The sequence below is a fragment of the Streptococcus henryi DSM 19005 genome, assembly GCF_000376985.1.
In the GTDB taxonomy this organism is placed as follows: Bacteria; Bacillota; Bacilli; order Lactobacillales; family Streptococcaceae; genus Streptococcus; species Streptococcus henryi.
The window spans coordinates 1-24,956 of sequence record NZ_AQYA01000034.1 but is presented as its reverse complement, the minus strand read 5'-3'; the positions used below and the strand labels follow the sequence as shown (position 1 = coordinate 24,956).

Annotated in this window: 21 protein-coding genes and 1 other annotated feature; of the genes, 18 read left to right on the top strand and 3 right to left on the bottom strand. The window is 37.5% G+C overall.

Annotated elements, in window-relative coordinates; genetic code table 11:
- Nucleotides 1-50: 50 nt before the first annotated feature.
- Complete coding sequence (gene nrdH / locus F601_RS0107220; protein WP_018164999.1) at nt 51-275, bottom strand: glutaredoxin-like protein NrdH; 225 nt, start codon at nt 273-275, stop codon at nt 51-53.
- 266 nt (nt 276-541) lie between these two features.
- On the opposite strand from nrdH, the gene acnA reads away from it, so the two are divergent.
- The 5 genes from acnA (at nt 542) to mmuM (ending at nt 8,139) form a co-directional block, all read left to right on the top strand.
- Nucleotides 542-3,196, top strand: a complete 2,655-nt coding sequence (gene acnA / locus F601_RS0107215; RefSeq protein ID WP_018164998.1) for an aconitate hydratase AcnA — start codon at nt 542-544, stop codon at nt 3,194-3,196.
- Between the two features lie 123 nt (nt 3,197-3,319).
- Nucleotides 3,320-4,438: a citrate synthase gene (locus tag F601_RS0107210; protein WP_018164997.1), complete on the top strand. Its 1,119-nt coding sequence runs from the start codon at nt 3,320-3,322 to the stop codon at nt 4,436-4,438.
- A gap of 11 nt (nt 4,439-4,449) precedes the next feature.
- Nucleotides 4,450-5,625: an NADP-dependent isocitrate dehydrogenase gene (icd, locus tag F601_RS0107205; RefSeq protein ID WP_018164996.1), complete on the top strand. Its 1,176-nt coding sequence runs from the start codon at nt 4,450-4,452 to the stop codon at nt 5,623-5,625.
- A gap of 177 nt (nt 5,626-5,802) precedes the next feature.
- Complete coding sequence (locus F601_RS0107200) at nt 5,803-7,179, top strand: amino acid permease (RefSeq protein ID WP_018164995.1); 1,377 nt, start codon at nt 5,803-5,805, stop codon at nt 7,177-7,179.
- A gap of 9 nt (nt 7,180-7,188) precedes the next feature.
- Nucleotides 7,189-8,139 carry a homocysteine S-methyltransferase gene (gene mmuM, locus F601_RS0107195; RefSeq protein WP_018164994.1) on the top strand — a complete coding sequence of 317 codons (951 nt, stop codon included), beginning with the start codon at nt 7,189-7,191 and terminating at the stop codon, nt 8,137-8,139.
- Nucleotides 8,140-8,382: 243 nt separating this feature from the next.
- Here mmuM and F601_RS0107190 read toward each other — a convergent pair whose 3' ends face one another.
- Both F601_RS0107190 and F601_RS0107185 read right to left on the bottom strand, forming a co-directional pair.
- A complete protein-coding gene (locus tag F601_RS0107190) occupies nt 8,383-9,027 on the bottom strand; it encodes an endonuclease III domain-containing protein (RefSeq protein ID WP_018164993.1) in 645 nt (214 codons plus the stop codon).
- 66 nt (nt 9,028-9,093) lie between these two features.
- A complete protein-coding gene (locus F601_RS0107185; protein ID WP_018164992.1) occupies nt 9,094-11,199 on the bottom strand; it encodes an AAA family ATPase in 2,106 nt (701 codons plus the stop codon).
- Nucleotides 11,200-11,544: 345 nt separating this feature from the next.
- Nucleotides 11,545-11,677: a sequence feature (ribosomal protein L10 leader region), on the top strand.
- A 28-nt stretch (nt 11,678-11,705) separates the two neighbouring features.
- Here F601_RS0107185 and rplJ point away from each other — a divergent pair.
- From rplJ to F601_RS0107120, 13 genes are all read left to right on the top strand, one after another.
- Nucleotides 11,706-12,206 (top strand): 50S ribosomal protein L10, encoded by a 501-nt coding sequence (gene rplJ, locus F601_RS0107180; protein WP_014334843.1) that lies wholly within the window; start codon nt 11,706-11,708, stop codon nt 12,204-12,206.
- A 69-nt stretch (nt 12,207-12,275) separates the two neighbouring features.
- The gene (rplL, locus tag F601_RS0107175; RefSeq protein WP_006531284.1) at nt 12,276-12,644 is read left to right on the top strand and encodes a 50S ribosomal protein L7/L12; all 369 of its coding nucleotides are present in this window, start codon (nt 12,276-12,278) and stop codon (nt 12,642-12,644) included.
- A 355-nt stretch (nt 12,645-12,999) separates the two neighbouring features.
- Nucleotides 13,000-13,287, top strand: a complete 288-nt coding sequence (locus F601_RS0107170; RefSeq protein ID WP_026183148.1) for a phasin family protein — start codon at nt 13,000-13,002, stop codon at nt 13,285-13,287.
- Nucleotides 13,288-13,299: 12 nt separating this feature from the next.
- Complete coding sequence (locus F601_RS0107165; protein WP_018164990.1) at nt 13,300-14,874, top strand: ABC1 kinase family protein; 1,575 nt, start codon at nt 13,300-13,302, stop codon at nt 14,872-14,874.
- Nucleotides 14,875-15,323: 449 nt separating this feature from the next.
- Complete coding sequence (locus F601_RS0107160; protein ID WP_018164989.1) at nt 15,324-15,656, top strand: hypothetical protein; 333 nt, start codon at nt 15,324-15,326, stop codon at nt 15,654-15,656.
- Between the two features lie 378 nt (nt 15,657-16,034).
- The gene (locus F601_RS0107155) at nt 16,035-17,474 is read left to right on the top strand and encodes a glycoside hydrolase family 1 protein (RefSeq protein ID WP_018164988.1); all 1,440 of its coding nucleotides are present in this window, start codon (nt 16,035-16,037) and stop codon (nt 17,472-17,474) included.
- A 331-nt stretch (nt 17,475-17,805) separates the two neighbouring features.
- The gene (locus F601_RS0107150) at nt 17,806-18,123 is read left to right on the top strand and encodes a PTS cellobiose transporter subunit IIB (protein ID WP_018164987.1); all 318 of its coding nucleotides are present in this window, start codon (nt 17,806-17,808) and stop codon (nt 18,121-18,123) included.
- A 41-nt stretch (nt 18,124-18,164) separates the two neighbouring features.
- The gene (locus F601_RS0107145) at nt 18,165-20,150 is read left to right on the top strand and encodes a BglG family transcription antiterminator (protein WP_018164986.1); all 1,986 of its coding nucleotides are present in this window, start codon (nt 18,165-18,167) and stop codon (nt 20,148-20,150) included.
- Nucleotides 20,151-20,158: 8 nt separating this feature from the next.
- A complete protein-coding gene (locus tag F601_RS0107140) occupies nt 20,159-20,473 on the top strand; it encodes a PTS cellobiose transporter subunit IIA (protein ID WP_018164985.1) in 315 nt (104 codons plus the stop codon).
- Nucleotides 20,474-20,487: 14 nt separating this feature from the next.
- Nucleotides 20,488-20,979: a hypothetical protein gene (locus tag F601_RS0107135; protein WP_018164984.1), complete on the top strand. Its 492-nt coding sequence runs from the start codon at nt 20,488-20,490 to the stop codon at nt 20,977-20,979.
- A 35-nt stretch (nt 20,980-21,014) separates the two neighbouring features.
- Nucleotides 21,015-22,364, top strand: coding sequence for a PTS cellobiose transporter subunit IIC (celB, locus tag F601_RS0107130; RefSeq protein WP_018164983.1), 1,350 nt, complete (start codon nt 21,015-21,017; stop codon nt 22,362-22,364).
- Nucleotides 22,365-22,449: 85 nt separating this feature from the next.
- Nucleotides 22,450-23,475, top strand: a complete 1,026-nt coding sequence (locus F601_RS0107125) for a Gfo/Idh/MocA family oxidoreductase (protein WP_018164982.1) — start codon at nt 22,450-22,452, stop codon at nt 23,473-23,475.
- A 129-nt stretch (nt 23,476-23,604) separates the two neighbouring features.
- Nucleotides 23,605-24,956, top strand: a 1,352-nt coding sequence (locus tag F601_RS0107120) for a 6-phospho-beta-glucosidase (RefSeq protein WP_018163837.1), incomplete at its 3' end; no start/stop codon positions are given.

The window sequence follows — 24,956 nt, the reverse complement described above, 5'->3', positions numbered from 1 at the left end:
ACAGGTTATTTGAAGATTAAGAGAGGTCAAAAGTTATTAATAAAGATAACTTAGACGATTTCTTTCAATTTTGCAGGTTGAAAACCAGAGAAGACAATTTCACCAGCTTCGATGACTGGAGCAGAAGTGAAACCAAGACTTTTAACGTAATCAATTTTTTCTGGGTGTTCATCAATATTGATTTCTTCGAAATCAGCTCCTTCTTTTTCCAAGAATTTTTTTGTCATTTTGCATTGCATGCAGTTGTTTTTTGAAAAGACAGTAATTTTAGCCATTTCCTTCTCCTTATTAAAAATTTTTTTCTTAATGAAAAATAATCATGTAACTAGCATAAACAAAAAGAGAAGAAAAAGCAAGCTATTGATACCAAGAAAACACAATATCTAGTATGAAAAAATAATCACAAATACGAAATATAGTAGTTAAGCCGTCTTTACAAGCTATGTTATAAAATATGACATCGTTTACAAAAATATCTTGACTAAATATTCGTATAGGAGTATAATTTATACAAATATTTAGAAAATTCCGGAGGTTCTGTATGGCAGACTATAAATCAACACTTTCGTACAATAATGATGATTATTTCTTTTATGATATTGAAAAAGCCGTTCTTCAAAATGGTGGTGATTTAGAGAAATTGCCCTATACTATCCGAATTTTACTTGAATCTTTAGTCAGAAAATACGATGGAATAGATGTTACAAAAAATCACATAAAAGCATTGTCGAATTTTCAAGCTAAGTCTCCTCAAGGTGAGGTCCCTTTTAAACCAAGTCGTGTTATCCTACAAGATTTCACTGGTGTCCCAGTTGTAGTTGATTTGGCTTCTATGCGCGATGCTATTGTAAAAAATGGTGGAAATCCAGATCTCATCAATCCAGAAATTCCAGTTGACCTTGTCATTGACCACTCAGTTCAAGTTGACTACTATGGCTGTGATACTGCATTAGAAGATAACATCAATCTAGAATTTAGTCGAAACAATGAACGTTATGAATTTTTAAAATGGGCAGAGAAGTCATTTAAAAACTATCGTGCAGTACCACCTGCAACAGGTATTATCCATCAAGTTAATATTGAATTCCTAAGTGATGTGGTTATTGAGAATGATAAGGTTCTTTATCCAGACTCAATGTTCGGAACTGACAGTCACACAACAATGATTAATGGTATTGGGGTTCTTGGTTGGGGTGTCGGAGGAATTGAAGCAGAAGCTGCTATGTTAGGTGAAGCTTCATATTTCCCAGTTCCAGAGGTTATTGGTGTTCGCTTAACTGGAAAATTGCCAAAAATCGCTACAGCGACTGATTTAGCATTAAAAGTGACGCAGTTACTTCGACAAGAAAATGTTGTCGGAAAATTTGTGGAGTATTTTGGAGATGGGCTATCTAGTCTAAGTTTGGCAGATCGTGCCACAGTCGCAAATATGGCTCCTGAATATGGTGCGACATGCGGTTATTTCCCTATTGATGACGAGACTCTAAATTATATGCGTTTGACAAATCGTGAGGAAGGACATATTTCCTTAACAGAAGCATATGCGAAGAAAAATCATCTTTTCTATAATCCAGATACTCAAGCAGACTATACTAAAGTTATTGAGTTGGATCTTTCGACAATTACTCCGTCCATCTCTGGACCAAAACGTCCTCAGGACTTAATTGACTTGACTGAAGCTAAAAAAAGTTTCCAAGATGCAATTGTACGTGAAGCTGGCGTTAGAGGATTTGGTTTAAGAGCTGATGAATTAGATAAAACTGCAACTGTACATTTTGAGGACGGGGATGAAGTTATCAGTACAGGTCATGTAGCAATTGCAGCAATTACTTCATGTACAAATACATCAAATCCATATGTACTGATGTCAGCAGGTTTGCTTGCACGAAATGCTGTTAAAAAAGGCCTACGTGTTTCACCAACAGTAAAAACTTCATTAGCACCTGGCTCAAAAGTAGTAACAGGATATCTTCAAGCCTCAGGATTGCAAGATTACCTTGATCAACTTGGTTTCAATCTAGTGGGATATGGCTGTACGACATGTATTGGTAATTCAGGTGATCTTAGACCTGAAGTTGCCGATGCAATCACAAACTCAGATTTATTAGTATCAGCTGTCCTCTCAGGTAATCGAAACTTTGAGGGACGTGTTAATCCATTGGTTAAAGCGAATTTCCTTGCAAGCCCACCTTTAGTTGTTGCCTATGCATTAGCAGGTACTACCAATATTGATTTAACGACAGAGCCGCTTGGTTTTGATGAAAATGGCAAAGCAGTTTATCTTGATGATATCTTACCTGATAGCGAAGAAGTAACTTCTTACGTGGATAAATTTGTGACAAGAAGTCTCTTTGAAAAAGAATATGAGCATGTTTTTTCTGATAGTGAAAAATGGAATGCAATTCCAACAGAAGACAGTGAAATTTTCAAATGGGATTCAGCCTCTACCTATATTCAAAACCCTCCGTACTTTGATAACCTAGGTGATGATTTATCTATTAAACCTTTGCTTGGATTGAAACCATTAGCAAAATTTGGTGACACTGTTACAACAGACCATATCTCACCAGCTGGCAACATTGCTAGAAACAGTCCAGCCGCTGCATATCTAGAAAAACATGGTGTATCATATGGAGATTTCAACTCTTATGGTAGTCGTCGTGGAAATCATGAGGTTATGATGCGTGGAACTTTTGCAAATATTCGAATAAAAAATGAACTCGCAGATGGAAAAATTGGTGGTTATACCAAATACGATGGTGAGCTGATGTCTATCTACGATGCTGCAATGAAATATAAAGAAGACCAAGTCTCAACCTTGGTCATTGCGGGCAAAGATTACGGAATGGGTTCAAGTCGTGACTGGGCTGCTAAAGGTGCTAATCTTTTAGGAGTTAAAGCAGTTTTAGCTGAATCATTTGAACGTATCCATCGCTCTAATTTGGTAATGATGGGGATGCTTCCTCTTCAATTCTTGGATGGTGAAAATGCAGAAAGTCTTGGTTTAACAGGCTATGAAACGTATGATATTCACTTATCTGAAAATCCAGGAATTCACGATATTGTAGAAATTGTTGCTAGTGATGAAAATGGCCAAAAGAAATTTAAGGCATTAGTTCGTTTTGATGCGGATGCTGATATTCGATACTATAAAAATGGAGGAATTCTTCCGATGGTTGTCAGAAAAAAACTCTAACATTAAACTGTGGATTTGATGTCAACCATATTGATAATTATGATATTTTGAATAGCAAGCTAGTTTTTAAATTAAAAGGCTAGCTCTGCTATTGATAGAAAAATTGAAAATGAGGAAAATGTGATGACAGAAGAGAACGGACTGAAAAATCAAATAGCTTGTAATACGCGCATTAGCTCGATTGTGGATGATGATTTATCTTACGCAGGCTATAATATCTCAGAATTAATGGATAATAATGCGACTTTCGAAGAGGTTATTTACCTTCTTTGGAACTTGCATTTACCAACAGTAATGGAATTAAAGAATTTTGTCAAAGAGTTGAGATCCAACTACGCTATTAGTGATGCAGTTGAACAATGTATTCTTATCCAATCGCGTAAACACCTTCACCCGATGAGTGTTTTACGTTCAACAGTCAGTCTTTTGGGTGTTTATAATATCAATGCAGAAGATAACTCTATTGAAGCGACATATGAGCAATCTATCCAATTAATGGCAAAAATTCCTACAATCATTGCTGCATTTGCGAGATTGAGAACAGGACATTCTCCGATTGCACCTCGTGAGGACTTGGGATTTGCAGCTAATTTCTTATATATGTTGAATGGTGAAGAAGCGACACCTTTGCAGGTAAAAGCATTAAATCGTGCATTGGTTTTACATGCTGATCATGAATTGAATGCCTCTACCTTTGCAGCGCGTGTTTGTGCGTCGACTTTGACAGATATCTACTCTTGTGTAACGACGGCTATTGGAACGCTTAAGGGTCCGCTACATGGCGGAGCTAATGAGCGAGTTTTCGATATGCTTAAAGAAATTCGTGAACTTGGTGATACGAAAGCATACTTACAAGAAAAACTTGCATCACATGAGAAAATCATGGGATTCGGTCACCGCGTTTATAAAACACAGGATCCAAGGGAAAAATATCTACGAGAAATGGCTAAAGAGTTGACTGTTGGCACAGAGAATGAGATTTGGTATAAACTTTCTCGAGAAATCGAAGATTACATGAAACATACTAAAGGTCTTATTCCAAATGTTGACTTTTATTCCGCAACTGTTTATCACGTTTTAGGGATTGATAGCTCAATCTTTACCTTGATTTTTGCAATGAGTCGCGTTTCTGGTTGGATTGCTCATATTCAAGAGCAACAAAAGAATAACAAACTCATTCGACCAAGATCACAGTATGTAGGTCAAGAACGTTTGGTTTATATACCAATTGGGAAACGCTAAGGAGATAACTAATGGCAGATAAAATTAAAATTGAAAATGGTTGTTTAGTCGTTACAGACAATCCGATTATTACTTATATTGAGGGCGATGGTGTTGGTCAAGATATATGGAAAAATGCCAAACTAGTCTTTGATGCAGCAGTTGAAAAGGTCTTCAATGGTAGAAAAAGAGTATCTTGGGAGGAGGCTCTTGCTGGCAAGAAATCATTTGATAGTATGGGGAGCTGGTTGCCAGAGGATACATTAACTTCAATCGCAGATAACTTGGTTGCTATTAAAGGCCCTTTGGAAACACCTGTTGGAGGTGGGATTCGTTCTCTAAATGTAGCACTCCGTCAAGAATTAGATTTATATGCCTGTGTTCGTCCGGTACGCTATTTTAATGGAATTGAAAGTCCACTAAAACATCCTGAACAAACTGATATTACCATTTTTCGTGAAAATACTGAAGATATATACGCTGGTATCGAATGGGAAGCTGGAAGTGATGATGTCCAAAAAGTTATCCGTTTCCTTCAAGATGAAATGGGAGTAAGTAAAATTCGCTTCCCGGAAACAAGTAGTATCGGTATAAAACCTATATCTCAAGAAGGAAGTCAACGATTGATTCGTTCAGCTATTGAATACGCCTTGGAGAATAATCTTACAAAGGTTACTCTAGTTCATAAAGGAAATATTCAAAAATTTACTGAAGGTGGCTTCAGAAAGTGGGGTTATGAACTAGCTAAAGCTGAGTATGCTAATGAATTAGAGTCTGGGAAATTAGTTATTAACGATATCATTGCTGATAATTTCCTCCAACAAATTTTATTAAATCCAGATAAATTTGATGTTGTAGCTCTAACTAACCTTAATGGTGACTATGCCAGTGATGCTTTGGCGGCTCAAGTTGGAGGGATTGGAATTTCACCCGGAGCAAACATCAACTACATAACAGGCCATGCTATTTTTGAAGCTACTCATGGTACTGCGCCTGATATTGCTGGTCAAGATAAGGCAAATCCATGTTCATTCCTATTATCTGGATGTATGATGTTTGATTATATAGGTTGGGGAGAAGTGGCAGATTTGATTCGCTCTGCTATTGGAAAAACTTTTTCTCAGGGCTGTTTTACTGCTGATCTTGCGAAAACAACACCTTATTTCACGACAAGTGAATTTAGTAAAAAACTTATTGAAAATCTTTAGAATATTTAAAGCCATTGAGAATTCTTTGGCTTTTTCTTCTATTATATGAGCATGTTTTCATTTCTGTAGATATTTTGACCGTAGTGATAGGTCTAGCTAAAAGTGTGATAGAAAATGCCTATTACCAATTGTCAGAATATTATGTTATTATAGATATACTACAATTTTGGAGGTTTTATGGATAATCATAATTTTGAAAATGAAGGTCAATTCAATCGTGAGATGAATTCGCGCCACCTACAGATGTTGTCTATTGGTGGGGTTATCGGAACGGGACTATTCTTGAGTTCGGGTTACACAATTGCTCAGGCTGGACCTTTTGGTGCGGTAGCTTCTTACCTCTTTGGTGGTACCATGGTTTACCTGGTTATGTTTTCACTAGGTGAGTTATCTGTTGCCATGCCAGTTACAGGTTCTTTCCATACATATGCTACACGCTTCATCAGCCCAGGGACTGGTTTCATGGTTGCTTGGATGTATTGGCTTTGTTGGGTGGTCGCCCTAGCTTCGCAATTTGTTGGAGCAGCACAGCTCATGCAACGTTGGTTCCCTGATGTCCCAATTTGGGTATTTGCTACGATTTTTGCAGCTATTGTCTTCGGACTTAATACTTTGACTATTGGCCTTTTCTCAAAAACAGAGAATTATCTCTCTAGTATCAAGGTTTATGCCATCTTAGTCTTCATTGTTCTTGGTCTCTTGGCTATGTTTGGTATCTTACCTTTTGAAGGCACTCACTCAGCTCCGCTATTTTCAAACCTAACAGCCAATGGTCTTTTGCCGAATGGTATGGTTGGTCTGGTTTCGGTTATGTTAGCTGTTAACTATGCCTTCTCAGGGGTGGAGATGATTGGGATTGCCGCTGGGGAAACGGATAATCCGAAAAAAGCAGTACCCCATGCCATTAAATCAACAATCGGCCTCCTAGTGGTTTTCTTCTCACTGACTATGTTGGTGCTAGCTTCGCTATTACCAATGTCAGAAGCAGGAGTAACAGAAGCGCCTTTCGTTACAGTCTTCGATAAGATTGGTATTCCTTACTCAGCTGACATCATGAACTTTATCATCTTGACAGCTATTCTATCAGCTTCCAACTCAGGCCTATATGCGGCTAGCCGTATGCTTTGGTCTCTGTCAAATGAAGGGATGATTTCACCAAAACTGGTAAAAATCAATAAACACGGCGTGCCAATGCGTGCCATGTTACTGTCAATGATTGGTATCATCATTGCCCTCATCGCTAGTGTCTATGCAGAAGATACCATCTTCCTAGCCCTCGTTTCTATCGCAGGTTTTGCAGTTGTTATAGTTTGGTTGGCTATTCCGCTAGCTCAGATTAACTTCCGCAAGCACTGGCTCAAGGATCACACTGTTGAAGAATTGGATTACAAGACACCGTTTAGCCCAATTCTTCCATGGATTACAACTATTCTTCTAGCAGTCTCAATTGTGGGTATCGCTTGGGATCCATCTCAACGTGCAGGACTCTACTTCGGTATTCCATTCATGATTTTCTGCTATATCTATCACTATCTTCGTTTCAAAAAATGGTAGGGGGCCACTATGGGCAAATTCAAAGAATTATTATCAAGTCAAAATCAGCTCATTTTACACGGTGCCTTGGGGACAGAGCTTGAAAGTCGTGGCTACGATGTTTCGGGTAACCTCTGGTCAGCTAAGTACCTGATTGAAAACCCGCAGGCTATCAAGGACATCCACAAAGATTACCTTTTGGCTGGATCAGACATTTTGACAACCTCCTCTTATCAAGCGACCATCCCTGGTTTGGCTCAGGTTGGTATTGATGAAAATGAAGCAGAGCGTTTAATCAAACTAACAGTTCAATTGGCACTTGAAGCGCGTGATGACGTTTGGGAGACTCTAACTGACGACGAAAAGAATGCACGTCCGTATCCGCTGATTTCAGGAGATGTCGGACCTTATGCAGCCTTTTTAGCAGATGGATCTGAATACACAGGTGACTACAAAGGCATCAGCAAGAAAGAACTAAGAGACTTTCATCGTCCTCGCATCCAGTGGCTCCTAGAAGCAGGTGCAGAGATGTTGGCACTTGAAACTATTCCAAATGCTGTTGAAACACAAGCTCTCTTGGAATTACTAGAAGAAGAATTTCCAGCGGTTGAAGCTTATATCTCATTTACGTCGCAAGACGGTTCAACTATCTCAGATGGCACAGCTGTCGAAGAAGTGGCCAAATGGGTTGATGGCAGCAGACAGGTCTTGGCAATAGGAATAAACTGTTCAAAACCACAGTTTATTGCCAGCTTCTTAGAGAAAATCTCTGGACAAACGGACAAACCACTAGTTACCTACCCTAACTCAGGTGAAGTCTATGATGGAGCAACCCAAACCTGGACATCAAGCCCAGATCACAGCCACACACTTTTAGAAAATACCAAAGAATGGCAAAAACAAGGTGCTAAAGTTGTTGGCGGATGCTGCCGCACAAGACCAGCAGACATCGCAACACTAGCAGAGGCCTTCCGTTCTTAATCCTATAAAGCAAAAACCGAATGAGGAGAATTCCCCATTCGGTTTTGCATTATACTGTCATTATCACAATGCCACATCTTATACTCAAAGAATACCAAAACAAGACAACCAGCCAGGGCAAGCCGACAAAGGTATACCTGGAGGTAGATGAGGAGGCTTAACGATGTAACATTTTGATCTTCGAGGAGTCTGATTTTACTTTTTTCGACTATTAGTATATAGCATTTGTCTTCCAAACTCTTCTTATAAGATTAGTTTATCTCCTGCTAAAAAGCTTTGGTCAAATGTTGGATTTCTTTGGAAGTATGCTTTGCCAAATTCATCAATGAGGCCATGAAATTCCTGGGCGTCTTGGTAGCTGAAGGGTTCTGGTAATGTATTTAGCTCCTTGGCAAGGCTCTTGTAGTCAGCAAATCCTGGCTGTCCTAGATGACTAAAGAGGGTTCTAGCATACTTGTCTGAAACAAAGTGCGCTTGATCAAAGACATAAACTAAAAGAACATCGGCTGTTTCTGGGCCAACACCGTGCAAGCTAAGAAGCCTTTTTCTCAAATCTTTACCATATTTTCTATGAATAGCTTGTGAATTTTGATTGTGAGATAAGTACCAATCGGCTAAGGTTTGGATGGCCTTGCTTTTATTCTTCATAAAACCTGCTGGTCTGACCAGTTCTTCTAACATTTCTGTTGGAAGCTCTGCTATTTTCCCAAAATCATAAGCCGTTTCTTCAAAGATTAACTTAGAAGCTCTAGTAGCATTGGCTTCGGTTGTGTTTTGAATCAGGATAGCTTCGATAATAATTTGTTGTTTGCTGTCGGCCGGCCACCAGTGAGTAGGTCCCATTTGCGCCAGCATTTTTTGATATAAATCATACAATGAAAGTTCCATAAATCCATTATAGCATAAGTTAAAAGCCTAACTCTCGCTTGAGAATTAGGCCTTAGCTGTTTGTGGTTATTTAGCAGAGATGACCATTTGACCATCTTTGAGGTCTGCCACAAGATGTTTGACATCAATGTTGTCGAGATAGAAGTCTGTGATTTTATCACGGATTTCTTGTTCAATGACACGACGGAGTGGGCGAACTCCCATAGCTTCATCGTAGCCAAGTTCAATCAAGTGCGCTTTAGCAGCACCAGTAACTTCTAAATCAATACCTTTCTTAGCGATTGTCTTGCTAACTTCATCTAGCATCAAGTCCACAATTTCATTCAAATCTTCTTTAGTAAGATGTGAGAATTGAATAACGCCATTAAAGCGATTGAGGAATTCTGGTCTGAAGTATGGAGCAATGCGGTCCATAATCTTCATGTCCTTATCAACTTGACCAGTGATTGCTTCGTTACCAAAACCAGCGTTTGAAGTAGCGATGATAACGGTATTCTTGAAGTTAATGGTATTACCTTGTCCATCAGTCAAACGACCATCGTCAAGAACTTGAAGAAGGAGGGTAATAACTTGTGGATCAGCCTTTTCAATTTCGTCTAGGAGAACAATTGAGTAAGGGTTACGGCGTACTCTTTCAGTAAGTGTATTATTGTTGTCATCATAGCCCACATAACCAGCAGTCGTACCAATCAATTTAGATACAGCTGTACGGTCGCTGTATTCAGACATGTCAAGACGAATAATAGAATCTTTAGAGCCGAACATATCAAGGGCGAGTTGTTTTGCCAACTCAGTTTTACCGACACCAGTAGGACCTACAAAGAGGAAGCTACCGATTGGACGATTGCCTTCATCAAAACCAGCACGGTTACGGCGGATAGCGCGTGATACGGCTTCAACAGCCTCGTTCTGACCGATGACCTTACCTTTTAGACGGCTAGCCATTTCTTTTAAGCGTTCAATGTCGCTAGCGCCCATATTAGAAACGGGCACCCCAGTCAAACGTTCAACGGATTCTGCCACGTCATTGACTGTAGCAGTCACTTTTTGTCCTTCTGTGTGATTGTCAATTTGTTTTTGGAGTTCTTCAATCCGAACCTTAGCATTGAGTGCAGCTTCATAATCTTCACGAGCGGCAGCCTCTTCTTGTTTGCTCTTTTGATTAGTAATTTCTTGCTCTAATGACTTGATATCAGTAACTTTATTCTGCGCAGCCAAGTGAGCAGCAGTCATGTCGATCAAGTCAATGGCCTTATCAGGAAGGCTGCGTTGTGGAATATATTGGATTGAAAAATCAACCGCAGCTCTCAAAACATCATCTGGCAAGATAACATTGTGGTGCTTTTCATATAAATCGCGGATGCCCATAAGAATGTTAAAGCTGTCATGAGCAGAAGGAGCATTGACCTTAACCTCGTTGAAACGACGTGCCAGCGCAGCATTTTTCAAAATGGTATTGCGATACTCATCCTGTGTAGTCGCGCCGATAACAGTTAATTCACCGCGCGAGAGGGCAGGTTTGAGAATATCGGCCAAACCTTTAGAGCCAGAGTCACCACCGGTAGAGCCAGCACCAAGAATTTGATGGATTTCATCGAAGAAGAGAATAATATTTCCTGCATCCTTAACTTCCTTAACCAAGTTTTGAATGTTTTCTTCGAAGGAACCGCGGTACTGAGTCCCAGCCTCAAGGCCTGAGATATCAATGGAAATAATTTCTTTGTTTTGAATGCTTGCAGGAACATCTCCGTTAACAATAGCTTGCGCTAGTCCTTCAACAACAGCTGTTTTACCAACACCGGCATCACCAACAAGGACGGGATTATTCTTGGTACGACGAGACAAGATCTCAGCTGTTTCTTGAATTTCTTTATTGCGTCCGATAACTGGATCGAGCTCATTATTTCGAGCCTGCTCTGTCATATTGGTACCAAGTTTGGCTAGAATACCGTCTTCCTTAGGAGCAGAAGCAGCTGAAGCTTGTTGTGCTTCAGGGTTTCCAGGAAGCTTACCAGTTTGACGGTACTGTGCAAATTCTTCAGGACTCACTTCACGTCCATTAATTAAGTAACGTTTGTTTTCTGTGTTATAACCACCCATGTTGCCCATGAGTTGGTCAAAAATATCATCCATATTTCCGAATGGATCTCTTCCGTAATAGTTGTTTGCCATAATTTTTCACCTCGTTTTTACTTTTAAGTAATACTATTATATGTAATAATGATTTTTGAAGGTTTTACTTCTTTATCTCTTTCATTACAATTATAGAGAGGTCTTATTTAAAGAAGCAGGAGTCGTTTCCGTCGACCACCTTCTGATACTATATTAACACTTTAGTCAGGAAAGGTCAATCAAAAAGATGTTAAAATAATACTTTGTTTTGAAAATATATATAAAATATATTAAATTCCATCCCAAAATAATACTATCCTATGAAATATAAATATTTTTTTAAAAAATGTAGTTTTTTGAGTAAAAAGACTTGCCAAATATCTATGATGTGATATAATGATTAAGGTTTTGAAATAAAACTGACCTAAGACAGCAGGGGAGCGTGCTCATAATATTCCTGCCGAGGCACAAAACGTAATTCTTAAAAACGTATTTGTACTTTCGTGTCTAGGTTTAGGTGCGATTTTTTTGTGCCTAGCCCAAAAATAAAAACGGAGGTAAAACTAATGAGTGAAGCAATTATTGCTAAAAAAGCTGAACAGGTTAATCTTGTTGCTGAAAAAATGAAGGCAGCTGCATCTATCGTTGTTGTAGATTCACGTGGTCTTACAGTTGAACAAGATACAGTTCTTCGTCGTTCACTTCGTGAGAGCGGAGTTGAGTTTAAAGTTATCAAAAACTCAATCTTGTCTCGTGCAGCTGAACAAGCAGGTCTTGATGATCTTAAAGAACTTTTTGTTGGACCATCTGCAGTAGCATTCTCTAACGAAGATGTTATCGCGCCAGCTAAAGTTATTAGCGAATTCGCTAAAACTGCGGAAGCTCTTGAAATCAAAGGTGGTGTTGTTGACGGTAAATTCACATCAGTTGAAGAAGTTAACGCCCTTGCATCTCTTCCAAACAAAGAAGGTATGCTTTCTATGCTCCTTTCTGTACTTCAAGCGCCAGTTCGCAACGTTGCATACGCTGTCAAAGCTGTTGCAGAAAAAGAAGAAGACGTGGCTTAATCTCACGTCAGATGGTAGCTGCTTAGTGCTACAAACTACATTTTAAAACAATTATTGGAGGAAATCACAATGGCATTGAACATTGAAAACATTATTGCTGAAATTAAAGAAGCTACAATCCTTGAGCTTAACGATCTTGTAAAAGCTATCGAAGAAGAATTTGGTGTAACTGCGGCTGCTCCTGTAGCTGTAGCTGCTGCTGGTGCTGGCGATGCTGGTGCTGCTAAAGATTCATTCGACGTTGAATTGACTGCTGCTGGCGACAAAAAAGTTGGCGTTATCAAAGTTGTTCGCGAAATCACTGGCGAAGGTCTTAAAGAAGCTAAAGCTATCGTTGATGGTGCACCATCAGTTATCAAAGAAGGTGTTGCTGCAGCTGAAGCTGAAGAAATCAAAGCTAAACTTGAAGAAGCTGGAGCTTCAGTTACTCTTAAATAATAAGGTAACTACACAAGTAGCCTAAAAACATGATTAAACCGCTATTCTTCGGAGTAGCGGTTTTATTTTTGTCTTTCGAAAGCTGATATTAGATTATTGAAAAATATTGCAAATAAAACCATTAAATCTAGGAAATGATTTGTAAATGGTTAAATTTATTGCAAAAAATGGCATTTTTTTATGAAAGTGGTAAAATGGAGGTGTTAAATGGTATACATTGATAGGATTATTAATTTACGTTTCTTGTCCATGTTTATCATTACTTGTTGAATTTTTTTTAGCTTTCATCTCTTAATTAAGATTAAAGTTAATTTGACAATCATAATGACTTAATTAAAAGGAGGAAAATATTATGATGGACGAATTGAAAAAAGTGCTTTTAGCTGGTATTGGTCTTACTTCAATGACTATTGATAAGGCAGATGACTTTGTAAAAGAACTTGTTGAAAAAGGACGTTTGACTATTGATGAGGGCAAGGAATTGCAGCAAGAATTAAAACGTAAAAGTGAGGGTGAAGCGCAGGCTATTTTAAATAAAGTCAATGAAAAAACTCAAAATGTACAATATGCTACTAAAGATGACATGGCGCGTTTAGAGGACAAGCTAGATAAATTGACGCAGTTTCTAAATAAATCAGAATAAGTTGGTTGATTTATGGGAAATAAAAGGTTAAGACAAATTGTTAGAGTTTTCACCTCGGTTGGCCTCACAAACTTTAAGGAAAAAAATACGCCGCTTGAGTCGCAGCTTGCACCGGCAAAATTGCGAGTGGCATTTGAAACATTGGGACCAAGTTTTGTGAAAATTGGTCAAGTCCTTTCTACTCGCAGTGATATTTTACCGAAAGTTTATATTGATGAACTTTCAAAACTGCAAAGCGATGTTCCTCCTATGCCAAAAGATCTGGTTATGGAAGCGATTAGTTCTGAACTTAGTAAGCCAGTTTCCGAGGTATTCTCTTGGCTTTCTGAAGATCCGTTGGCATCCGGGTCAGTTGCACAGACTCATAGAGCTAGGCTTTTAACTGGAGAAGAAGTTGTAGTTAAGATTCAGCGTCCACATTTAGCTGAAATAATTGAAGAAGACTTGGCAGTTTTGATGAAATTATCAAGATATTTCCCGAATCGTCTTTTGCCCATGGTTGATATACCTGAGGTATTAAGAAATCTAAAGGAAACACTTGAAAGAGAGATTGATTTTCGAAATGAAGCGCAAGCTATGCAGGAATTTTCCAGATTAAATCAATCTGTCAAGTGCGTAGCAGTTCCGATAGTTTATGAGGAATACACAACAGAACATTTCATTGTTGAGGAATATATTGATGGCATTCCTATTAATCGATATGATCAGATTATACAAGATGGGTATGAGCTTGACGATATTGGAAAAAAATTGATGTTAAGCTTTATTAAGCAAGTCTTTAAAGATGGTTATTTCCACGGTGATCCTCACCCCGGTAATCTTCTTATCTATGATAACAAAATTTACTTTATTGATTTTGGGATTATGGGGATATTAGAAGATGGGATGAGGGCTTGTCTAAATGATATTTTATACGGATTCACTGCTCAAGACGTTGACGGGATGACGAGGTCAATTTTAGCTCTTACGAATATGGGTGATGCGACTAATAAAGCAGCCCTAGCACAAGATGTTGAGCATATATTGACTAAATATGCTAGTTTAGATCTTGGTGGTCTATCAATAACGAACTTATTAGAAGATCTTGTTAAAGTTTTTCACAAAAACCATCTCCGTGCCCCTGCTCAATTTACTATTTTAGAGAAAGCTGCGCTACAGATTGAAGGTATATTTAGAGAATTAGCTCCTGAAATCGATCTGATGACTCTTGCGAAAGATTATTTTCTTCAAAACATGGGTCCAGAAATGCTGAAGCAAGCACTTAATAAAGAGACTTTACTAATTGAGTTATTCTACTTATTGAAAAATGGGAAAAACATTCCACGTGAGTTACATCAGTTTTTAGAACAACTTTTAAATGGAAGACTTTTACTAACACACGAATTTTATGACTTTACAAATCGATTTAACCAGGTTCAAAAACTTGGAAATCGTATGATTCTGTCAATTACTTTCTTAGGTCTAATCTTATCTGCAAGTATTCTCTCAAATAATTCTCAAATGGTGTTTTTATCGCACTTGCTATTCTTGCTGTCAGCTACAGTTTTACTTTGGTTAATCATATCAATTATCAAAAATTCTAAATAAGAGATAGAGGGAATTTCCTAAATCATTAGGAAATTTTCTCTATTTTTATTTTTATAAAGGCTTGTTATAATGACATTAAATATCATAGGACGACTTGATTTGACCATTTTATGATGTTTTTATAGGTGGAGAATTTGTGGCAACCCACTTGAGGGGGTGGCAAAACGAAACATTTCATTGCTCCCCAAAAATCTCTTTTAATTGGTATAAAAATGTAATTACAACTAATAGTGATTGCTTATTATAGATCTTTACCTTTGCAAGATTAAAATCTCCTATCTTGTGAAGGTTATCTCTTTTAAATGGTTAGGTGTTAAAATATCTGTTTAAAAAAATCCGAATCTATAAGAATAATCAGATAAAGACTTGTTCAATGTTTGACATCGTTTACAAAAAAGACTATAATATCTCAAAATATAAGTCTTACAATCCAGAAAGAAGGTATACCTATGTTGAATTGGATATTAGCAGCTTTATTTAGTGTTACTGTTATGTATGCTTTGCTAAAAGTAACATTGTATTTCGCCAAAAAGAAGACACCGTCTTACAAAATTAATAAGAAGGATCACAACAATTACTTTATCGGTTTTTCAGATGTTGAAGTACCTGATATACGCCAAAACGAAATCTTGATGAATAATGTTATGGTAAAATATAATACTAAAAATGGTTTTGCTGTCTCTTCAAAAATTAACGATGATAAACTGAAAGAACTCTTAATGAATCAATATCATTTGACTCCAAAACAAGTACAGGTAACTCAAGGAAACCTTTTTATTTAAACTGGATCAATGATGTGAAGTCAAAAAATTCTATTAGTGAATGCTTAAAAGATATAATAGAAACATATTGCCAAATTGTAGCATAATAGTGTATATGAAGATTGAGTTATCATGCTCAGTCTTTTTTGATCAGTAGTATTTTTTATCCTTTAATATTCTTATTCTATCGGTGTGTTGTCAATTACTGCTTGACAGATTTCTAAGTAAAAATGCTTATGAGATAGGTCTTTGAAAAAATTCAAATCATATTATTGTATTACTTTTCCATATGAAAGTAGAAGTAATCATTTCTTAGATAGACTAAAATATAATCATAAATGAAATCAATCTTTGCTGTATAAGGCAGAAAGTAGTTATTGCTAAGAGAAAGGAATACAAATGACAAATTTTATTTTTCCAAAAGATTTTTTATGGGGTGGTGCGACTGCGGCCAACCAATTTGAAGGGGCTTATAATGTTGATGGTAAAGGATTAACTGTTCAAGATGTGACTCCAAAAGGAGGAGTACCTCGCAAGATAGGAGATTTTAATCCACTCATTACAGATGAGCCAACGGCTGACAATCTTAAACTTGAGGGGATTGATTTTTACCATCGTTACAAAGAAGATATTGCTCTTTTTGCTGAGATGGGCTTCAAAGTTTTCCGTATGTCTATTGCTTGGTCTCGTATTTTCCCTAATGGGGATGAAACAGAACCAAATGAAGCTGGTCTCGCCTTCTATGATAATGTTTTTGATGAGTTAGCCAAATATGGCATTGAGCCACTCGTGACACTATCACACTACGAAACGCCACTCAATTTGGCTCGTAAGTACAATGGATGGGCAAATCGAGATTTGATTGGATTTTATGAAAATTATGTCCGTACAGTCTTCACGCGTTATAAGGATAAAGTCAAATACTGGTTGACATTCAATGAAGTTAACTCTGTCCTCCATGCTCCCTTCATGTCAGGAGGGATTGCTACACCAGTGGAAGAATTGTCTAAACAGGATCTTTATCAGGCAGTTCACCATGAGTTGGTTGCTTCGGCATCGGCAACAAAAATTGGACACGAAATCAACCCAGATTTTAAAATTGGCTGTATGGTCCTGGCTATGCCTGCCTATGGTATGACCTCTCATCCTTTGGATCAATTAGCTGCGCATGAATTTGAGAATCAAAACTACCTCTTCACAGATATTCATGTACGTGGGAAATATCCAAACTATATTAAACGTTATTTCAAAGATAATAATATTGAGATTCAGTTTGCTGAAGGCGATGAGGAAATGCTTAAGAATACAGTCGACTTCATTTCTTTCTCATATTATATGTCAGTAGTGCAAGCTCACAATCCTCAAGACTATCAGACTGGTCGCGGAAATATAATGGGAGGAGTTGCAAATCCGTATCTTGAGTCATCTGAATGGGGCTGGCAAGTTGACCCAGTTGGTCTTCGTTTGGTCCTCAATGATTTTTATGACCGTTACCAATTGCCACTCTTTATTGTTGAAAATGGTTTAGGAGCAAAAGACGTTTTGGTTGATGGACCTGATGGACCAACTGTAAATGATAACTATCGTATTGACTATCTTCAAAAACACTTGGTTCAAGTTGGAGAAGCTCTTCAAGATGGTGTTGAACTTTTGGGTTACACGACTTGGGGACCAATCGATTTGGTTTCAGCATCTACAGCAGAACTCAGTAAACGTTATGGCTTCATCTATGTTGATCGAAACGATGATGGCACTGGTTCACTAGCTCGTTATAAGAAGAAATCATTTGCTTGGTACCAAGAAGTTATTAAGACAAATGGACAATCACTTTATCTATAATTATCTAGAAATAGAGATTTAGAACTTATATCTAAACTCCACAGAACAATATAATCTCCTTAGTTCCGTGGAGTTTTTTTATGATGCTCTGCTATTTAAAAGAGTGTTGAAAAATTGATATGCCTAGGATTTTAGGTTTATACATAGATTTATTAGCATTAACAAAGTTACTTCAGCTTATGATGTAATCGACTACGGAAATTGTTAAAATGAAATAATTTTTCCTTATCCATAGTTATTATTTCCGTTTCAATGCGGAAAAAAACTAGTTTTACATAATGTAAGCGCTTGTATATAATGATGTTGTAAATAAAACAAAGGAGAAAATATTATGTCAAAACAAGCTTTAATCATTTGCGCAGGTGGCATGTCCTCATCATTAATCGCTAAAAAGACTATGACACTTTTACAAGAACAAGGCGAAGATATCGAAATGGATGCAGTCGGTGTACCAGAAGGTCAAAAACGTATTGAAGCTGACAAATATGATTTATATCTTGTTAGTCCTCAAACTAAGATGAATTTTAAACAGCTGGCAGATGCAGCCGCTAAGAAAAATAAACCTATCGTGCAGATTCCACCGCAAGCATATATCCCAATTCCAATGGGCATTGAAAAAATGGCAGCATTGGTTAAAGAAAACATCTAAAAATGGTATAATATGTCCTGATTAATTTTGGAGGTCATCGTGTGTTAAGTAAAAAAGAAATACGGATAGTCCAAATTCTTATTGAGGATAGAGAACGCTTTGTAACAAGTCGAGAACTTGCTAAATTATTAAATTGTTCCGATAGGACAATCAGGACATATTATAAATCTTTAGAAGAAAAACTAAACTCATATAGTGGTGTTGATATTATTTCTAAACAAGGACATGGGTATAAGTTTGACATTTCAGATGAAAAAAGTTTTACTGTTTTTCTTAAAGAAAATAAGATAAAAGAAACTGCAACTCTATCACCAATAGTCAATGATATTGATGATAGATATAATTATTTAGTAAATAAGCTTTTATTTGAACAAAATGAAATATACTTTGATGATTTAGCGGAGGAGTTGTTTGTTAGTCGTTCAACTTTGTCTACAGATTTTAAAAAAATACGTCGAAAATTTGCGCCATATCAATTAAAAATTGAAAGCAAAGCTAATAGAGGTGTCTACGTAACTGGCTCTGAAAGAGATAAACGTCGTTTTATTATGGACCATTTTATTGATTCAGGCTTTATCAACACACTTCATTCATATGTTGAAAATGAGTTGCTAAATCTCAGTATTTCATTTGAAGAACTGACAATCATTGTATTGGATGAATGTCGAGAGGGGAATTTAAAACTATCTGATTTTGTTATTCAAAATTTAGTTATCCATATCGCCCTATCCATTAGACGTATCAAAGAAGGATTTCAGATTGCTAAGTTATCAGAGAGTATTGTACTGGAAGAATTTCCTGAAAGGGAGATTGCTAAAAGAATACTTAGACGAGTTTCAGCAATAACTCATTTAGATTTTCCGTGCGAAGAAATTGATTACATCACATTACATTTGATTGCAAAGTCTTATGGTTCTGTTAGTCATGTATCTGATAAATTAATTAAAAAAATACGTCTGGAATTATTACAGACCATATCGCAATTATCTCCAGAGTTTGAGAAAGATTTTCAACTTGTTGAAGGTTTGATCAATCATCTTTCAACTACATTAATCCGGTTAGAAAACAAGGTGGTTCTCGATAATCCGATGACAGCTGAGATAATGGAAATGTATTTGGATATGTATCAATTGGCTGAGCAGGTCATTTCCCTAATGCCTACTTTTAGTCATTTTAATTTATCTAAAGATGAAATCGCATACATAGCTTTGCATTTTATGGCTGCAAAAGAACGCTATAAAGAGCAGAATAAGTATAATATATTGGTGATTTGTGCGACGGGTTATGGCAGTGCCCAAATGTTAAAAAGTCGTATTGAAAATGAATTAGGTAGTTTAGTACATATTGAAGATGTTATTGGTTATTATGATATTACTGATGAAAAGCTTCAAAATATTGATTTTATCATTTCTTCGATAGATTTATCAAATCTCATTTTTTCGATTCCAGTTTTTACAGTATCTGTTTTTTTAACTGAAGCAGAAATTGGAGAGATTAAGCGGAGCATTACTCACCTTCATAAGTCGAACAATGTATGCAGAGTTGAATATGAAGAACACAAAGTTGATGAACCTATGTTTTTTGATGATTATTTCAATGAAGACTCATTCTTTGTTCTTTCTACCACAACCAAAGAAGAGGTTATCAAACAACTTGTTTTAAGTATTGCAAAAAATGAGAATGAGAACTTCCCTCAAAAAATGAAAGATTTGATTGAACAGCGTGAGTCCATGAGCTCTATTGTTTTTAGTGATTCAATAGCAGTGCCTCATCCTATAAAAGCACTGGGAACAGAACATCACATTGCTGTTGCGATTATTCCAGATGGTATATGTTGGGATGCAGTTCATCAAGAGATTAAATTCGTCTTTTTAACTTCAATGTCAATATATGAGAATGATGGTTTGCCTCAATTGGCATCAAGTATTGTTGAATTGGTAGATGATACGGAGATGCAGAACCAGTTACTACACTGTCATTCATTTAAAGAATTCAGAGAACTATTTTTAAAAATTAAGGAAAGGTAAGACTGATTATGAATCAAGAGGAACTACAAGTTGCTGCATTTGAAATCATCCTAAATTCAGGGAATTCACGTTCAATTGTTCATGAAGCATTTGATGCGATGCGTGAAGGTGATTTTGAACTTGCAGAAGCAAAACTTCAAGAATCTAACGAAGAGCTTTTGAAAGCACACCAAGCTCAAACAAAGCTCTTGCAAGAATACGCAGGTGGAACAGAGATTAAGATTGAAATTATTATGGTTCATGCTCAGGATCATCTGATGACGACAATGACTCTCAGAGAAGTTGCATTAGAAATGCTCGAATTATATAAAAAAATCAATTAGAAGGAGAAGCCAAGATGCCTAAAGAAAAATCTGATTTGAAACAAGAGCAGTCATGGAAAAATAATCTATTTTCTCGTTACATGCTTTTTAGGTATTCACTGGCTCTCTTTTTCTTTGCAAATCTCTATTGGATTATGATTTTACTCTATAAACAAGCCATATATTTGTTGCTTCCAATTATTATGATTATTCTAATAGTGATTGCCTGTGCTGAACAATTTAAATTGTACGGCCAAAAGGAAGTAAATATACCCTGGACAAAAAGAGCCTTTAAATCTCAAATATTGATTAATGGCTTAGCCATATTAATTGCTATGCTACCAAATCAAATGTCAATAGCCTTCCCAGTTTTTGCAGATAATTTGTATGGGATTCTTTTCGTTGCAATTATGCAACTCTTAGGAGCGCTAATTTCTTTCTATAATCTAAAACGTGCCAATAGAGTTGAAAAGAATACTGATAAATTCTACTATCGTTTTCAACAAAGCTTTGGAGACATTCTTTAGATTCCAAAGTAAATTTAAGAAAGGAGTTCATTGTTATGGATGAACAAAAAGGATTTTTTGGTTTATTAGACAAGTATCTAATGGGACCAATGGGAACAATTGCACAGTACAAGGTTGTACGTGCGATTACTGCAGCAGGTATGGCGGCCGTACCATTTACAATTGTTGGATCAATGTTCTTGGTATTTAGTATTCTGCCTCAAGCCTTTTCTTTTTGGCCTATTGTGGCTGATATTTTCTCAGCTTCATTTGATAAATTTACTCCACTATACATGGTTGCAAACTATGCGACTATGGGATCTCTATCACTCTATTTTGTGCTATCAATGGCATATGAATTGACTAAAATCTATGCTGATGAAGAGGAATTGAACCTAAATCCATTGAATGGTGCACTTCTTGCAATGTTTGCCTTCATTATGACTGTTCCACAAATTGTTTTTAAAGGTGGTGCAATGTCAGCGGTGACTTCTCTTCAAGAAGGTTCTGTTGTTGCTGATGGTTGGGCGATGGCAAATGGTGTTACTCGTTTTGGTACAACCGGTATCTTTACAGCAATTATTATGGCCGTTGTAACAGTGCTTCTTTACCGCATGTGTGTTAAAAAGAACTGGGTTATTAAGATGCCTGAATCTGTTCCAGAAGGAGTTTCTCGAGGATTTACAGCTCTTATTCCTGGATTCGTCGTAGCATTCACAGTCATCATTATTAACGGTGTGCTTGTAGCACTTGGAACTGATATTTTCAATGTTATTGCAATTCCATTCTCATTTGTAGGTGGCCTTACAAATACTTGGATTGGTTTGGTTATCATTTATCTTTTGACTCAAGCTCTTTGGGTTGTTGGTATTCATGGTGCTAATATTGTCTTTGCGTTTGTAAGCCCAATTGCACTCTCAAATATGGCTTTGAATGCTGATGGTGCACGTTTCATTGTTGCGGGTGAGTTTTCAAACATGTTTGTTATCGCAGGTGGTTCTGGTGCGACTCTTGGTCTATGTATCTGGTGTGCTTTCCGCGCCCGTTCAAGTCAATTGAGCGCTATTGGTAAAGCTGCAATTGTACCAGCAATCTTTAACATCAATGAACCGCTTATCTTTGGTCTTCCAATTATTTATAACCCAGCTCTCGCAATTCCATTCTTGACAGCACCAATTGTTTCTATGACAATTTACTACTTTGCAATGAAATTGAACTTAATTGGAGCAGTTATTGCACAAGTTCCATGGCCAACACCAGTTGGTATTGGAGCATTCCTTGGAACAGCCGATGTTAAAGCTATTCCTTTAGCTTTTGTATGTGCGATTGCAGCATTTCTTGTTTACTGGCCATTTATTCGTCGTTATGACAAACAATTACTAGCTGAAGAAGGTGTTGAAGCTTAAGCTTGGTAGCTCTTTACCTATAAAATGAGTTTGGAAAAGTACCCAAGCTCATTTTTATTTAATGAAATAATGAGGAGAAATATGTATGTTAACTGTTGCATTCATTGGTAATGGTAAGAGTACCAATCGTTATCATTTACCCTTTCTTTTAAAAACTGGTAAGTTCCAGGTCAAAACCATTTACTCACCTTCTGAAGAAAAGGTTTGGGCGGTCTTACCTGACACTCACTATACGACTAGATTGGAAGATGTTCTAGAGGATTCTGATTTAGATTTGGTTATCATCACAACACCAAGTCAATGGCATTACCATTATGCTAAGCTTGCTCTTGAACACGATAAGAATGTCCTTTTGGAAAAGCCTTTCGTTGAAAATCCTGATGAGGCAAAAGAGCTCTTCCAATTGGCTAAAGATAAGGGCTTGATGCTTCAAGGTTATCAAAATCGTCGTTTCGATTCAGATTTTCTGACCACTCAGAAAGTCATTGAGAGTGGTCGCTTGGGGGATATCTTGGAAGTGGAAATGCATTATGACTACTTCAGACCTGAAATTCCTGAAACGGTGGAAAGTTATTCTCGAGCAACGAGCTATCTTTTTGGACATGCTTGTCACACAATCGACCAAGTTCTGTCCTATTGGGGTAATCCAGAGCGTATTCATTACGACATTAGGCAACTGCTGGGGCCTAACCGCATGAACGATTATTTTGATATTGATTTTTACTATCCAAATAGTCTAAAAGTATCGATAAAGTCTAGCTATTTCCGCCTCAAAGAGCGACCTAGCTTTGTCGTTTACGGCAAGAAAGGTGTCTTTGTCAAAGAAAAGAAGGACAGGCAGGAATATGACCTCAAGCACTTTTATATGCCTGACAATGCTGATTTTGGTTTGGATGGACCTGAAGATTATGGCACCTTAACCTATATGGACAATCAACGGGTTTATCATGAAGAAAAAGTGGTGTCAGAAGTTGGTGATTACAGTCTCTTCTACCAAGCGCTCTATGAAACCTTGGCCAATGGCAAGGAAAAATTGGTCAAGGATGAACAGACCATACGTCTCATTGAGATTTTGGATGAGGGTATCTCGACCATTGAGAACAAAAACTAACCCATGTCGATGCTGCGCTAGCAATAGGTTAGACTAGCGTCATTTTCATTAATTAAGTTATGTCAATTGGCTAGAAAGTTTATCGTTAAACTTTACCATAGCCCATTATAATAAAAAGGAGTTTACATTATGGCTTTTCCAGATAATTTTCTATGGGGTGGCGCATTAGCTGCGCACCAATTCGAAGGTGGTGTTCTTGAAACATCAAAAGGACTTTCTGTAGCAGACGTCATGACAGCTGGCGCCCACGGTGTGCCTCGCGTCATTACTGATGGCGTGGTAGAGGGTAATTATTATCCAAACCATGTCGGCATTGATTTCTATCATCGTTATAAAGAAGATATTGCTATGTTTGCTGACCTTGGTTTCAAGTGTTTCCGTACTTCAATTGCCTGGTCACGCATTTTCCCAAATGGTGACGAAGACCAGCCGAATGAAGAAGGATTGCAATTCTATGATGATGTTTTTGATGAATTGCTCAAATATGGCATCGAGCCAGTCATCACTTTGTCTCACTTCGAAATGCCTTACCATATCGCCAAAGAATACGGCGGTTTCATGAATCGTAAGACCATTGATTTCTTCGTCAAATTTGCAGAGGTTGTCTTCAAACGTTATAAAGACAAGGTCAAGTATTGGATGACCTTCAATGAAATCAACAACCAAATGAACTATCACAATGATATTTTCGGTTGGACCAACTCAGGTGCTCACTTTGGTGATTATGACAATCCTGAAGAAGCGATGTATATCTGTGGTCACCATACCTTGCTTGCTTCAGCTAAAGCAGTTAAAATTGGTAAAGAAATCAATCCTGAATTCCAAATCGGTAACATGATTGCCATGGTGCCAATCTACCCATTCTCAGCTCGTCCTGCTGACCAAGTGTTAGCGCAGCAAATGATGCATGACCGTTGGTCCTTCTGTGATGTGCAAGTTCGCGGTCACTATCCGCGCTATACCCTTAAGATGTTTGAACGCAAAGGTTACGACATTAACATCACTGAAGAAGATAAAGCAGTATTGGCTCAAGGGAAAGTGGATTATATCGGCTTCTCTTACTACATGTCTAACACAGTTGACTCGACAGCTCACAAAGATGTGTCTGAAGATACCAGCGGTGGAAATGAGCACTCAGTGACCAATCCATTCATCAAGGAATCTGATTGGGGTTGGGCTATCGACCCAGAAGGCCTCCGTTACTCACTCAATGCCTTTTATGAACGCTACGAATTGCCCCTCTTCATCGTGGAAAATGGTTTTGGTGCCATTGATGTCAAAGAAGAAGATGGTTCTGTCCATGACCCATACCGCATTGACTACTTGCGCAGCCATATTCAAGAAATGGAAAAAGCCATCGAAGAAGACGGCGTTGAGCTTTGGGGTTACACACCTTGGGGCTGTATCGACTGTGTATCCTTCACAACTGGTGAAATGAAGAAACGCTATGGCTTCATCTATGTTGACCGCAACAATGACGG

Coding starts and splice junctions, on each gene's coding strand:
- nrdH (WP_018164999.1), bottom strand. CDS start 275: ATGGCTAAAATTACTGTCTTTTCAAAAAACAACTGCATGCAATGCAAA.
- acnA (WP_018164998.1), top strand. CDS start 542: ATGGCAGACTATAAATCAACACTTTCGTACAATAATGATGATTATTTC.
- F601_RS0107210 (WP_018164997.1), top strand. CDS start 3,320: ATGACAGAAGAGAACGGACTGAAAAATCAAATAGCTTGTAATACGCGC.
- icd (WP_018164996.1), top strand. CDS start 4,450: ATGGCAGATAAAATTAAAATTGAAAATGGTTGTTTAGTCGTTACAGAC.
- F601_RS0107200 (WP_018164995.1), top strand. CDS start 5,803: ATGGATAATCATAATTTTGAAAATGAAGGTCAATTCAATCGTGAGATG.
- mmuM (WP_018164994.1), top strand. CDS start 7,189: ATGGGCAAATTCAAAGAATTATTATCAAGTCAAAATCAGCTCATTTTA.
- F601_RS0107190 (WP_018164993.1), bottom strand. CDS start 9,027: ATGGAACTTTCATTGTATGATTTATATCAAAAAATGCTGGCGCAAATG.
- F601_RS0107185 (WP_018164992.1), bottom strand. CDS start 11,199: ATGGCAAACAACTATTACGGAAGAGATCCATTCGGAAATATGGATGAT.
- rplJ (WP_014334843.1), top strand. CDS start 11,706: ATGAGTGAAGCAATTATTGCTAAAAAAGCTGAACAGGTTAATCTTGTT.
- rplL (WP_006531284.1), top strand. CDS start 12,276: ATGGCATTGAACATTGAAAACATTATTGCTGAAATTAAAGAAGCTACA.
- F601_RS0107170 (WP_026183148.1), top strand. CDS start 13,000: ATGGACGAATTGAAAAAAGTGCTTTTAGCTGGTATTGGTCTTACTTCA.
- F601_RS0107165 (WP_018164990.1), top strand. CDS start 13,300: ATGGGAAATAAAAGGTTAAGACAAATTGTTAGAGTTTTCACCTCGGTT.
- F601_RS0107160 (WP_018164989.1), top strand. CDS start 15,324: ATGTTGAATTGGATATTAGCAGCTTTATTTAGTGTTACTGTTATGTAT.
- F601_RS0107155 (WP_018164988.1), top strand. CDS start 16,035: ATGACAAATTTTATTTTTCCAAAAGATTTTTTATGGGGTGGTGCGACT.
- F601_RS0107150 (WP_018164987.1), top strand. CDS start 17,806: ATGTCAAAACAAGCTTTAATCATTTGCGCAGGTGGCATGTCCTCATCA.
- F601_RS0107140 (WP_018164985.1), top strand. CDS start 20,159: ATGAATCAAGAGGAACTACAAGTTGCTGCATTTGAAATCATCCTAAAT.
- F601_RS0107135 (WP_018164984.1), top strand. CDS start 20,488: ATGCCTAAAGAAAAATCTGATTTGAAACAAGAGCAGTCATGGAAAAAT.
- celB (WP_018164983.1), top strand. CDS start 21,015: ATGGATGAACAAAAAGGATTTTTTGGTTTATTAGACAAGTATCTAATG.
- F601_RS0107125 (WP_018164982.1), top strand. CDS start 22,450: ATGTTAACTGTTGCATTCATTGGTAATGGTAAGAGTACCAATCGTTAT.